Here is a 12078-nt window from a genome sequence, read left to right as displayed (position 1 = left end):
AAAAAGACGGTCTTAATAAACCGTCTTTTTTAAAATCTCACAAGTTCTATCCCCTCTGGCAACTCACTTTCCGTTAAAACCCGTAGTTCCTTCACGCGTTCCATTACATAAAATGAAAAAAGCGTGCCTTGTCAGCGCCGCTTTTTATTTCTCTACTTTTGTGAAGAACTGCGGAAGATAGTCTTTATGTGCTTCCAACATTTCATCTAAAATTTGTTTTGCTACTTTATCTGATGGTACAAGTGGATTAATTGTCATAGCTAGCAGCGCTTTATGATAATCCCCTGTAACAGCAGCTTCAATTGATGTGCGCTCAAATGATTTGATTTGCTGAACTAAACCGCAAACAGAAACCGGTAAGTCTCCTACCGCAATCGGCTTCGGACCATCTTTTGTAATGGTACAGTTCACTTCAACAACTGAATCATGTGGCAAGCTTGCAATTGTACCGTTATTTCTTGTATTAACAGGTTGAATATCACCTTTATTATTATAAATGGATGTAATTAAGCTACATGCTGCATCACTGTAATACGCCCCTCCGCGTTTTTCTAACTGCGGTGGCTTAATATCTAAATTCGGATCTTTATATAACTCGAATAAATCGTCTTCTAATTGTTTCACCACTTCTGCACGTGTTCCTTTTTTAATAGAAGCTTGTTTTTCTTCTTCTAGCATTTCACGTGTTTTATAATAGTAACGATGGTATGGACATGGAATTGCACGCAGAGCGCGGATGAACTCTGGCTCCCAATCTAGCGCAGCGATGTTTTCCATCGTAATTTGCTTTTCTGGGTCTGTTACAAGTTCTATTACTTGATCCATCACACTTACTCCATCTAAATACACATTTAATCCGTAGGCCATATGATTTAAGCCGGCAAAGTCAACATGAACGCGGCTTGCATCTACTTCAAGCAACCTTGCAAGCCCCATACGAATACCAATTGGAACATTACATAATCCCACTACTTTTTGAATGCTTGTATAACGAAGTACAGCCTCTGTTACCATGCCAGCTGGATTTGTGAAATTAATGAGCCAAGCATCTGGACAAAGCTCTTCCATGTCTTTACAAATATCTAAAATAACCGGAATCGTTCTCAATGCTTTGAATAATCCACCTGGTCCATTCGTTTCTTGACCGATTACATCATATTTTAATGGAATCGCCTCATCTTTCGTACGTGCCTCTAATAAACCAACGCGAAGCTGTGTTGTTACAAAGTCAGCATCCTTAAGTGCAGCGCGGCGATCAAGTGTTAAGTGAATATCAATTGGTAGACCAGCTTTTTTCACCATACGTTTCGCTAAATTCCCAACGATCTCTAACTTTTCTTTTCCTTCTTCAATATCAACGAGCCAAATTTCGCGAACTGGAAGCTCATCATAGCGCTTAATAAATCCTTCAATTAACTCTGGTGTATAACTAGATCCACCGCCGATTGTAGCAATTTTAATTCCGCTCATACCTTATTCTCCTTTCGCATCAAGTTTTTTATAAAGGTCAATAAATTCTGCTGCTAATTCTTTTACAGTCATTGAATTCATTAAATGGTCTTGTGCATGAATTAAAAGAACACTAATTTCTGTTTTTTCTCCTCTTGCTTCTGATTGTATAAGCTCTGTTTGGAAATGATGTGCTTCATTAATGGCTTCTTTCGCTTTTGCCATCGCTTCATCTGCTTCTAACAATCTCCCCTGTTTCGCATATTGCAGTGCCTCCATCGCATAACTTCTTGCGTTACCGCTGTGTAAAATTAATTGGAATGGAATTTGTTCTGCTGTAGTCATCATAAATACCGCCCTCTCTATAAAGTGAAACTTTAATCAGCAGGGGCTTTTTCCCACTGATTATTAGCCCTCGCCAATCGGGCATTTACAGGTAGTTGTCTCCACCTAACTTCTTTGCTTTTACCGATTTTTCAGGTAGGAGGCTTACTCCCCTTTAATGCGGGGTAAAGTTCAATCGATTGAAATACCCCCTCAGTTTGAACGCGTCTATTAAAATTAAACTATTATTTTAGTTGTATATTTTTAGTGTTCTTCCAGATATGTGCCATTTTTCTGAACATGATATAAAGGTATTGTCCTCACGATCTAGCACCGCCCGTGAGAACAATCATGTATTACATAGGTACAGATTGATCGTTTCCTTGTGCTGCAGCTTTTTCAGTTTTAACAATAGAACGGTCACATAATACAACGAATGGATAGTAAATTACCATTGCAATTACAAAGTTGAGTAACTGGAGAATTGCACCTGAAATATGTCCACCTGTTACAAGGTAACCACTAATAATTGGTGGTGTTGCCCACGGAATCATCGCAACTGTTTTGGGCACCATTCCTAAAGAAATCGCTGTATAAGAAGTAATTACTAATACAATTGGTGTCACAATAAATGGAATAAATAAAATTGGATTTAAAATAATCGGTGTACCAAAGATTACTGGTTCATTAATGTTAAATGCACCTGGTCCAATTGATAATCGGGATACGCCACGCATTTGTGCGCTTTTCGCTACAATTAATACAACTACTAAGAATGCTAATGTTGCACCAGAACCACCAAGATATACGAATGTATCAAAGAATGGCTTGGTAATAATGTTTGGAACATCAAATGCAGACACACCATCTTGGAATAATTTTATATTTTTTTCTAACGCTGGTAAGTATAACGGCTCGATGATACCACCAACGATGTTTGGACCGTGTAAACCAAAGAACCAAAGAAGATGAACAAGAATTACAATAACAATTGCACTTGGTAATGTACCCGCTAAACCTTGTAATGGTAATTGAATTGTATTAAAGATAAATTCATGAACACTTGTACCTGCTAATTTCACAGCTAATTGAATACCTGCAACTACTGTCAAAATCACAAATGCTGGAACTAACGCTGCAAAAGAGCGAAGAACAGCTGGTGGTACTCCATCTGGCATTTTGAAAGTAATCTCTCTTTGTACAAAGAAACGGAATGCTTCCGTAACAAGAAGTGCTACAATGATTGCTACGAATAAACCTTGTGCTCCTGTCCAAACTAAATTTAATCCGCCCTCTTTTGGTGTTGTTGGTGTAAGAATAATTAACGCACCAAATGAAATAATACCTGCAGACAATCCATCAACACCGTAAGATTTTGCTAAGTTGTAACTTGTTGTAAATGCTATAATTAATGCTAAAATTGCGAAAGAACCAGTCCACATTCCTCCGCCTATCTGCTTCCACGTTTCACCAAACAAACCTTTCATGAAACTTTGAAAAGCTTCAGATGGAAAGCCATTAACAAGCGACGCTAGGGCACCAACTAAGATAAGCGGCATAACTGCAATAAATCCATCACGGATCGCAGCTAAATGACGTTGTGATCCGATTTTACCAGCGACTGGAACAATATACTTTTCCATAAATGCAATAAACTTTTGCATTCTTTCTTCCCCCCTAATTATTTTTTAAGTGTTAATGCGTGATCTAAAACTGCCTCTCCATTCATCATGCCGTAGTGCATTGGATTGATAACGTCGATACCAACATTCCTCTCATCAGCAAGCGCTTTCATTGAAGAGAGCATATAACGAACTTGTGGTCCTAGTAATAATACATCTGCTTCATCAATGTTGTTTTTTACTGCATCCCCAGATACAGCCCAGATCTTTCCTTCTAGACCGCGAGCTTTTGCAGCCTCTTCCATTTTTGTAACTAGTAAGCTTGTAGACATTCCTGCTGAACAACAAAGTAAAATATTCATTAATAAGTCCCCCTATGCATGTAAACTATTTTTGTTATTTATTTTTCTTTCTTTACACCTTTTATTATTGCAATTGCCGTGCCAACTTTTCAAACTGCCTAAAATCAACATTCTCCTAAGTGTTTTTTATTGTGTGTTATCGCTTTCAAAAAGTGTGTTATTTAAAATATCGGTAGTGTGTTATAAAACAACACGCTTTTAACACATATCTGTATGAAAATAGATTAGTGTTTAGTTGTCTAGTCGTGTGGGAAAACAAAAAATAAAATATTTTTACAAATAAATTTTATATTGGCTTTTCACTTTGTAATAAACTAGTGTTTCATATTCCAAAAGAATAGATTGTCCAATCTAACTTCTATTTCTTTACATAAAATAAGATAAAACATTTTTTATACAAGAAGTATGGAACATGCCACATTCGGCAGACATATAATTGTAGATTTGTAGAAAATAGATTTTTTCTCTATTAAATGCTTGTGAATTTTTAGAACAACATTTAATAACTGCATCTGTTATATGTGGTGCTACTGTTCTATCTGTAAGCGAAAAAATATTTCACCCATATGGCGTTACTATATTAATTCTACTAGCAGAGAGCCACATCTCTATTCACACATATCCAGAAAAGGGCTTCGCAGCAATCGCCTATTATACATGCGGTACAGCCGTTGATCCACAAAAAGCGATTAACTATATATTAGACATTTTAAAACCGAAGCGATTTTATATAAAAAAATTGCTTCGAGGTATAGGAGAAATAACGAATATGAGCTAATTCTTATTTTTATTCTTCTACTAAAAGGAGGTTACGCTACAATAACAGGACCATCAGTGATAATCCACTGATGGTCCACACCCATCTATCATTCAAATATTGGCGATTCGAAAACCTACAATAAAGAATTAACCTCCTGTAAACCTACTTCAATCCACTATTCAATCCCTCAATTTTTTTCTTCCAATACATTGTCATTGTAAACCAGATAATGAAGTAAATAACGATAAAGCTACCTATGCAAATCAGAATGGGAACAAGTTGACTTGGAACCCAACCAATCCAAATTGCAATCGGTAAGAATGTTCCTAGTAAAATGATAAAGTGAATCATCGTTTGCTTCAAAATGCTCCATTCTTCTCTCTCAAACACAAAGGAAGCAAACGAAAAGATCATCCCTACAATATTTGCTGTTACAAGGTGGGTAAGTAATGTCTTTGTCTCTAATACATCCATTCCATTTGCATAACCGATTCCTAAAAACAATAAGCTATACACCATCGCCATCGCCATTCCTGCAATCACTTTAGCGCCTATTCTATCAAACAATGTAATCATCATATATCTCTAACCTCCTCCTATATTCAATGCTTCTTTAATAAGCGGCACATATTTTCTTGAAACATACTCTTTCATTCCATTTGAAAAGTGTGCACACATACTGCCACTAAAAGACATTTCAAAACTTGTTACATACTGCAAGTTAGCTAATGTAGACTTTGAGAATCTCACAAAGCGATCACCCTGTAATTTTGTTTCTAACTCATACAAACGTGATTTCACTTCAAGACTTCCTTTCGTCGTTTGCGCCATTATCTTTCGACCCTCTGCATAAAACCAATAAATATCTTTCGGTTCTAACAAATAATATTGCTGTTCCGAAATTCCAACAATTTGCTTCACACCTCCACCTTCTATCCTTTTTAAAAGATGCTGAACTTCGTCTGTTACTTCTTTTGTCTTTACAATAATCTCTATTTCATCTTGTGATGGATCTAATTCAAGGTGAATCTTCACTACCTCCACCTCCCTTACACTTTTATTGTTACATATATTTGGAAAAAATAAATAGATTGCTACATAAGTGGTATCACCCTCGACATAACTGACACTTTTTCGTACATAAAAAAAGACCTTGCATAAGCAAGGCCTCATTCTTTCGCTAACATTTTCTTATATAATCCTACAAATTCACTCGCTAATTCCTTCACCGTTATAGCATTCATTAAATGGTCTTGTGCATGAACCATGAGCAGGGTAATCTCCGTCTTTCCCCCCGCAGCTTCCCTCTGTATCAAATCTGTTTGCAAACGATGCGCTTCTTGTAATTCTTGAAGCGCATCCTGTAGTTTAGCGTCCGCCTCTTCAAACTTTCCTCGCTTTGCATAATCAATCGCTTCCATCGCACTGCTTCTCGCATTTCCTCCATGTAAAATTAAATGAAAAGCTTGTGTCTCTAATGTATCCATTTTATCTCTTTACTCCCCTTTTTCTTACGCTACTTTTTGCTTATCCTACACTCTCAAAAATGGTAAATAAAGAATACCATCGTAGCCCCAAAACTTTCTGCACAGATTCATAATTATCATATTTGTTATATCTTTCTTTGCTTGAAAAACGCTGCAGGTTTTAATCCATTCGTGATAATTAAATTGAACCCATGACACCGCCCACCATGGCTCGTCATGAATTCCACATGGACAATAATGAATACTACTAATACATCCACTTTATGTTGTTTCTCAAACCTGTAAGCGATTCCAATAAAACCTATTAAAGACATTATATTAAATGTTGCACTAACTGGATACCCGAACACTTCCTTACAATTACCTCCAAATAAAATAACACTTTATTTGCCACAAATTTGTTATAACTTTCACAAAGTTTCCACAGCGCTTTCTCTTCCTTCGTACTATAATCATGTATGGAAAAGGAGATGGAAACTATGACACAAAACGCCCCGGAATTTAAAGTTTTGCAAAGCATAGCATTTCTTGCTGTTGTTTTGCAAAGTTCCTTACTATATACAATGAATCAAGGACATATTCTACTAGAACAATCTCTTATTATGGGAATGCTATTTAATCTCGCAAAATTTTCAGCACCAGCATTCATCTTCATTGTTGGATTCCATTTAATTCGGCAATACACAAAACAAATGGTTTATACAGAATACCTCTATGAAAAAACAACACACTTACTTGCTCCTTATTTCTTCTGGTCCGTCGTATACCTATTTACAACAAATCAAGTCGTTACAGTGCAAAGCGGAATAAAAAGCCTATTTCTCGGAACAGCCGCACCCCATCTTTGGTACGTCATCATGATGTTCCAAATTCATTTGTTGTTCCCACTGCTATGCGGATTGTTCTATTGGTTTCAAAAGCGAACACACAATCAGCAAGATATATACCGGTACATGGCCGTTTTCGCTAGCATGTATTTTCTCTTAATGTGGTATTCTTCTCATTATATTTTTAACGGTGAAGTCTTAACTAGATCAACTGTTTTGCATTATACAGATCGATCCTTCTTCTTTTATTCATTTTACTTTGTCATGGGAGGAATCGCAGCTGTAGCACTTCAAGCTTGGCGTTTATTTGTAATGAAACATATACCGCTCATAACAATCTTATTTTTTATTCTATTCTTATTCATTAACTATGAACTATTTAGCTTTTATGGTGTAGATTCCATTCACCTTACTGTATCTACCTATTTAAAGCCATCCATGTTTCTGTACATTGTATGTGAAATTTTAATATTATACGTACTATCTATCATGATTGTACAGCGACGAGGTTTGTTATATAAAACATTACGTTTTATCGGAAACTACACGTACGGGGCCTATTTAGCGCACTTTTTCTTTTTACAGCTAATTACGAAATTACTATCTCTATTTACATTACAAGCAAATACAATTCTATATAGTCTATCACTATTTCTTTTGACGGTAACATTTTCTATCATCACAATGGTTATATGTAGCACGGTTCCATTCCATACATGGATTACAGGACCTTCTCCCACGCCTGTATTAAAATGGCCTACATTTATACCTTTACTATCGTTAGTAAGAAGTAAAAAATAAGAAGAAGCTGCCTCCGCAAAGAGGCAGCTTCTTCTTGTCCAGAAACCTGTTGATTTTTCTTTCTTCTAATATAACAAGGCCATCTACAATAACTGCAGGAGCCACTATCATCCTCTTACTTCTTATCCATTTTCAATTCCGTCTCAGCTAATAGCGGCAACACGTTATCAAAAATATGCGTGTTGTCCTCTTTCCCAACTACATATCCACCATAAAACCTGCTAAATACGTTGTCATTCCGAAATTCACTCATCCGATTGTATAATTCCTTAGCAAACTTTATATCTCCCGTTTGCAACACATATAGAATGGTTAGCCCATATGCCGCTGGTGATTCAAAATCTACTACTGGTTTTCCTGTATCTAAATCATAACGACCGTATAGCTTTCCATCTTTATGGAATGCTTTTTTGATAAAATCTAAATAGGCTTCGGAAGCAATGCCGCCTAAACTCCGATGATAAGCAACATACGATTGATCAATCAGATTCACCTGTTTTTCATATGTGAACGTGCCATCTGCTTTATATTCTTTCGGGAATGCCCAGCCGCGCCTCGGATAATCCGCTAAAAATTGAATAACTCCTTGATATTGCGTTTCTGAAATTTTTCCGTACTTTTTCATATAAGAGAATGCACTTGGATTTATGTAGGATGTCGTTAATATATTGTGTTGCATCTCCTTATCCGCATCATAATAATCAACATAGATGTTTCCTCTCTTATTATAACGAAGTACAGCATCACTCACTTGATCCGCAAGATGTTTATACCGCTCTTCTTTATACATTTCATAGGCACGATATAGCTGTTCGATAATGCGAAGATCATCAATGAGAGCGTTCGTAGCTGCTTGTCTTTCTCCTGTTTCAGAAATTTTCCATAAAACAATATGGACTGGATGTATAAAATAATTTTGGATAACCTTTACTTGTTCATCAAACAATGATTGATTGTCCATATCAAGTGTATATTGTAGCCATAGTCCTGCTGATTCTGATAATGCTTCACGACCGATTGCCTCGTCCGTTCCTTCCTCTGAATCAGCTATTCGATATGTTGCGAGCGTCCCATTCTCGTTTATCATATGTCTCAAAATAAAATATTCTGTTCGATTCCCTTGTAGTGCAGCCCAAAAAACAATCCCTCCTAAAACCATAAATAAAACTAACGCCACCCATATATACAAATGTTTCCGCACGTTTTCTCACCTCTATAATAAGGCTAACCGTAATCTTGGCAGAACATACGGAAACATTTAAAAGACAATCCTTTAGATTGCCCTTACTTTTTATTCTTTACATACGTTAGTTAGCCTCTTTCGCAGGACGATACAGTAATTGCACAAGGCGATCATATTCACGCCGTGTAATTTCTTTATTGTATAACTTTAATAATAAATCTTTATGCTCTTTCGAAAACGCCATTTTTCTAATGACTTCAGGATACATACAAGGATCCCCCTCCGTTTCACATGAACCTCTTCATTCTGTTGGTCTCAACCTCAGGAACAGAACTAACGTTCGTATAAGCATTATAAAAGATTTTGTTCTGAAATACAAATGCAATTACATTCCTTCCCTATTTTTTATCTTTTCTAAAGATTTCGAAATTATAATATCATACTCACTTTTTAAATACATATATATTTTTGGCAGTTTTTTGAATAAATTTTCCAGTTCAATCAGAAAATAATGGCAAAAATGAAGAGGAGTAGAGTTATGGATACTGTTACATTGTCACGGGCTTTCTTTGGATCATCATTAGCATTCCACATTATTTTTGCAACTCTTGGAATCGGACTATCCTTAATGATTTTTATAAGCGAAATATTATATCACTGGAAGAGGGATTCAGATTATGCTGTTATGGCAAAAAGATGGACAAAAGCTTTTGCCATCCTTCTTGGTGTAGCAATTCCTACTGGAACAATTGTCGGTGTACAAATTTCACTTCTTTGGCCCGGTTTCGCCAAAATTGTCGGTCAAGTCATATCTGTTCCATTCCAGATTGAGATTTTCGCATTCTTCTTAGAAGCTTTATTTATGTCCATTTACGTATATGCAGCAGATAAATTACCACCATTCATGAGATTAATCTCACTCTTTTTTGTCATGCTTGGTGCCACGGCATCTGCCGTGTTAATTACTTCAGCAAACACATGGATGAATACACCGGCAGGCTTTTCTATGAACCCTGATGGCTCTGTCTTTAACGTTGATCCGTGGAAGGCATTCTTTAATCCAAGCTTTTTCACAAGCTCCCTTCACGTGGTCATTACGGCTTACGCAACAGGTGCAGCAGTCATTGCTTCTATCGCTGGATTTAAATTATTAAAACGAAATATAAGCCCACGGGAAATTGCTTATCATAAAAAAGGACTATTTTTAGGCCTCGTCGTCACGTTTATTACAGGTGCAACAATGTGGCTTTCTGGACATGAATCAGCAATTGCCTTGCATGAACATTCTCCGGAAAAATTAGCAGCGGCTGAAGCATTATTTCATACAACATCACATGCTCCTCTTGCAATTGGTGGTTTTGTTGATCCTGCAACACATGAGCTAAACTACGCCCTTGAAATCCCAAATATGCTAAGCATGTTAGTTGGATTTAATCCTAATACCGTTGTAAAGGGATTAAATGAATTTCCACAAGAAACGTGGCCACCATTTTATACGCATACGTTCTTTAATTTAATGGTCGGTACAGCTGCATTCACTTTTGCTGTAGCAGCAATCGCTCTTTTATATTGGTACTTTATCTATCGAAAAAAAGGGACAGAATTACCAAAGTGGCTTCTGTGGGCTACTGCTGCATGCGGACCGATTATGATGCTTGGCATTGAATTTGGATGGGTTTTCAGTTGTAGCGGCCGTCAGCCTTGGACGATTTATGGGATGCAGCGCACAATGGATGCTGCTACGCGGGCTGATTTCGTCGGGCCCTTATTTATTTTATTCATCATCTTATATGTCGGTCTTGGCGCTTTAACGATTTTCGTACTACGAACGTTCTTTAGAAGACATCCATTAAAAAACGATCTAGGACAGCAAGGAGGAGATCCTCGTGCATGAGGAAAGTATTGCGATTATCATCTTATGGGCCATTATCTTCGTATACAGTATTTTAGGTTCCATTGATTTTGGGGCTGGATTTTGGGGCATGGTATACGCGAAGCACCCGACGCTAGCCGGAAAGCTTGCCAATCGTTATCTATCACCAACATGGGAAGTCACGAATACATTTCTTGTCTTTGTCGTTGTCGCATTTCTTGGCTTCTTTCCGAAAGCAGCTTTTACACTCGCAACAGTCATGTTCGTTCCTGTAACATTAATTTTAGTTCTCGTTGCTATTCGTAGTACCTTTATGGTGTTTGCTTACTCTGTACCAAAATATGAACACGTCCTGCGCCTCATTTCTGGTATTACTGGGCTCTTAATTCCTGCCTTATTAATTACAGTTTTGCCAGTAACAGAAGGTGCCTATATTACAACCTCTGGTGGAAAAGAAGTTTTATTATATGGGAAACTTCTATCAAGCCCTGTAATCTATTGGTATATGTTGTTCGGATTAACTTCTGAGCTATTCTTATCCTCTCTGTTTCTAGCTGATTTTGCGAGAGAACAGCGCTCAGAAGATACATATCGAATTTACAGACGTAATGCCATCATACTCGGCCCAGCAACACTCGTTACTGCCATCATCGCCCTTGTTGTTATGGACCCAGAAACCCATTGGCTCATGCAAGGATTAATTAAACAGTTTCCGTGGTTCACAGTCTCCATTATTTTATTTGTAATCGGGTATTCTTCCCTTTGGTGGACAAACAAAAAACACGGTTCACTTGGCTGGCCTCGCATCGCTGTGTTAGCAGTTGTTGCACAATATGCATTTGCAAGTTACGCTTATGGCGTTGCACATTTACCGTATATTATCTATCCGGACGTTACCGTATTTACAAGCTTTACAACGAAAGAAACATTCTATGCGCTGCTCATCCTCTATGCAATTGGCATCGCGATCTTACTTCCGGGCTTTATTTTCTTCTGGAATTTATTCTTAAAAGATCGAACATTCCTCAAAGAAAAATAGCAATTAAAAAAGAAGCTACTCCAAACATTTACTGAAAATAGAGATGTTTGGAGACCAGCTTCTTTTTTTATGATCATAAAAAAGTGACCTACTCTTTGTTTTAAACTGGGCATGGGGTTAAACCGCTTCTATGCTTGAGCAGATGCTCTCTCTCCCACTTTAAAATGGTTCTATATTATTTGTTCATTTTTTATTTATGCAGGCACTTCTCTCTATCAAAAAGCACTAGTTATCTCTCTCGTATCTATATTTGCCTTTTAACATCAAATACACATATTCACTAGATTCAGATACATACCTAGTTCTACTTGTCTTTCTTTGAATATACTACTGTATAAACTTGAGACAAGC

13 protein-coding genes and 2 pseudogenes are annotated in these 12078 nt (G+C 37.0%); 4 read left to right on the top strand and 11 right to left on the bottom strand.

Annotation, left to right across the window (positions count from 1 at the left end):
- Positions 1–29: 29 nt before the first annotated feature.
- From CN288_RS28340 to CN288_RS15970, 5 genes and pseudogenes are all read right to left on the bottom strand, one after another.
- Positions 30–116 (bottom strand): annotated as a pseudogene (locus tag CN288_RS28340) (chitin disaccharide deacetylase); the annotation flags it as partial.
- A gap of 28 nt (positions 117–144) precedes the next feature.
- Positions 145–1470 (bottom strand): 6-phospho-beta-glucosidase, encoded by a 1326-nt coding sequence (locus CN288_RS15985; protein WP_098302609.1) that lies wholly within the window; start codon positions 1468–1470, stop codon positions 145–147.
- A 3-nt stretch (positions 1471–1473) separates the two neighbouring features.
- A complete protein-coding gene (locus CN288_RS15980; protein ID WP_026594025.1) occupies positions 1474–1797 on the bottom strand; it encodes a PTS lactose/cellobiose transporter subunit IIA in 324 nt (107 codons plus the stop codon).
- Between the two features lie 332 nt (positions 1798–2129).
- Positions 2130–3437 (bottom strand): PTS cellobiose transporter subunit IIC, encoded by a 1308-nt coding sequence (gene celB / locus CN288_RS15975; protein WP_026594024.1) that lies wholly within the window; start codon positions 3435–3437, stop codon positions 2130–2132.
- Positions 3438–3454: 17 nt separating this feature from the next.
- The gene (locus CN288_RS15970; RefSeq protein WP_026594023.1) at positions 3455–3757 is read right to left on the bottom strand and encodes a PTS sugar transporter subunit IIB; all 303 of its coding nucleotides are present in this window, start codon (positions 3755–3757) and stop codon (positions 3455–3457) included.
- 453 nt (positions 3758–4210) lie between these two features.
- Here CN288_RS15970 and speD point away from each other — a divergent pair.
- Positions 4211–4535 (top strand): annotated as a pseudogene (gene speD / locus CN288_RS15965) (adenosylmethionine decarboxylase).
- A 144-nt stretch (positions 4536–4679) separates the two neighbouring features.
- Here the strand turns inward: speD and CN288_RS15960 are convergent.
- From CN288_RS15960 to CN288_RS15945, 4 genes are all read right to left on the bottom strand, one after another.
- Positions 4680–5093, bottom strand: coding sequence for a DUF3021 domain-containing protein (locus tag CN288_RS15960; protein WP_035415761.1), 414 nt, complete (start codon positions 5091–5093; stop codon positions 4680–4682).
- Between the two features lie 9 nt (positions 5094–5102).
- Positions 5103–5552 carry a LytTR family DNA-binding domain-containing protein gene (locus CN288_RS15955; RefSeq protein ID WP_026594021.1) on the bottom strand — a complete coding sequence of 150 codons (450 nt, stop codon included), beginning with the start codon at positions 5550–5552 and terminating at the stop codon, positions 5103–5105.
- 134 nt (positions 5553–5686) lie between these two features.
- Positions 5687–6004: a PTS lactose/cellobiose transporter subunit IIA gene (locus CN288_RS15950; protein WP_026594020.1), complete on the bottom strand. Its 318-nt coding sequence runs from the start codon at positions 6002–6004 to the stop codon at positions 5687–5689.
- A 125-nt stretch (positions 6005–6129) separates the two neighbouring features.
- Entirely contained in the window at positions 6130–6354 is a 225-nt protein-coding gene (locus CN288_RS15945) for a hypothetical protein (RefSeq protein WP_098302608.1), read from the bottom strand.
- 108 nt (positions 6355–6462) lie between these two features.
- Here CN288_RS15945 and CN288_RS15940 point away from each other — a divergent pair, with 108 nt between their 5' ends.
- A complete protein-coding gene (locus tag CN288_RS15940) occupies positions 6463–7632 on the top strand; it encodes an acyltransferase family protein (RefSeq protein WP_141527976.1) in 1170 nt (389 codons plus the stop codon).
- A gap of 115 nt (positions 7633–7747) precedes the next feature.
- Here CN288_RS15940 and CN288_RS15935 read toward each other — a convergent pair whose 3' ends face one another.
- Together CN288_RS15935 and CN288_RS28830 are read right to left on the bottom strand one after the other, a co-directional pair.
- Positions 7748–8833 (bottom strand): hypothetical protein, encoded by a 1086-nt coding sequence (locus tag CN288_RS15935; protein WP_026594017.1) that lies wholly within the window; start codon positions 8831–8833, stop codon positions 7748–7750.
- A 106-nt stretch (positions 8834–8939) separates the two neighbouring features.
- Positions 8940–9083, bottom strand: a complete 144-nt coding sequence (locus CN288_RS28830) for a hypothetical protein (RefSeq protein WP_090695168.1) — start codon at positions 9081–9083, stop codon at positions 8940–8942.
- A 270-nt stretch (positions 9084–9353) separates the two neighbouring features.
- On the opposite strand from CN288_RS28830, the gene CN288_RS15925 reads away from it, so the two are divergent.
- Together CN288_RS15925 and CN288_RS15920 are read left to right on the top strand one after the other, a co-directional pair.
- Positions 9354–10709: a cytochrome ubiquinol oxidase subunit I gene (locus CN288_RS15925; protein WP_026594016.1), complete on the top strand. Its 1356-nt coding sequence runs from the start codon at positions 9354–9356 to the stop codon at positions 10707–10709.
- Positions 10702–11727 (top strand): cytochrome d ubiquinol oxidase subunit II, encoded by a 1026-nt coding sequence (locus CN288_RS15920; RefSeq protein WP_026594015.1) that lies wholly within the window; start codon positions 10702–10704, stop codon positions 11725–11727. The genes CN288_RS15925 and CN288_RS15920 overlap by 8 nt, the downstream gene beginning before the upstream one ends.
- Positions 11728–12078: the final 351 nt, after the last annotated feature.

This window comes from Bacillus sp. AFS023182, from assembly GCF_002560575.1.
GTDB classification, from domain to species: Bacteria; Bacillota; Bacilli; order Bacillales; family Bacillaceae_G; genus Bacillus_A; species Bacillus_A arachidis.
The sequence above is the reverse complement of the archived record's forward strand: the minus strand, read 5'-3'. Positions and strand labels throughout refer to the sequence as shown.

Bases quoted from the DNA above. Each gene is read 5' to 3' on its own strand.
- CN288_RS15985 (WP_098302609.1), bottom strand. From the start codon at position 1,470: ATGAGCGGAATTAAAATTGCTACAATCGGCGGTGGATCTAGTTATACA.
- CN288_RS15980 (WP_026594025.1), bottom strand. From the start codon at position 1,797: ATGATGACTACAGCAGAACAAATTCCATTCCAATTAATTTTACACAGC.
- celB (WP_026594024.1), bottom strand. From the start codon at position 3,437: ATGCAAAAGTTTATTGCATTTATGGAAAAGTATATTGTTCCAGTCGCT.
- CN288_RS15970 (WP_026594023.1), bottom strand. From the start codon at position 3,757: ATGAATATTTTACTTTGTTGTTCAGCAGGAATGTCTACAAGCTTACTA.
- CN288_RS15960 (WP_035415761.1), bottom strand. From the start codon at position 5,093: ATGATTACATTGTTTGATAGAATAGGCGCTAAAGTGATTGCAGGAATG.
- CN288_RS15950 (WP_026594020.1), bottom strand. From the start codon at position 6,004: ATGGATACATTAGAGACACAAGCTTTTCATTTAATTTTACATGGAGGA.
- CN288_RS15940 (WP_141527976.1), top strand. From the start codon at position 6,463: ATGGAAAAGGAGATGGAAACTATGACACAAAACGCCCCGGAATTTAAA.
- CN288_RS28830 (WP_090695168.1), bottom strand. From the start codon at position 9,083: ATGTATCCTGAAGTCATTAGAAAAATGGCGTTTTCGAAAGAGCATAAA.
- CN288_RS15925 (WP_026594016.1), top strand. From the start codon at position 9,354: ATGGATACTGTTACATTGTCACGGGCTTTCTTTGGATCATCATTAGCA.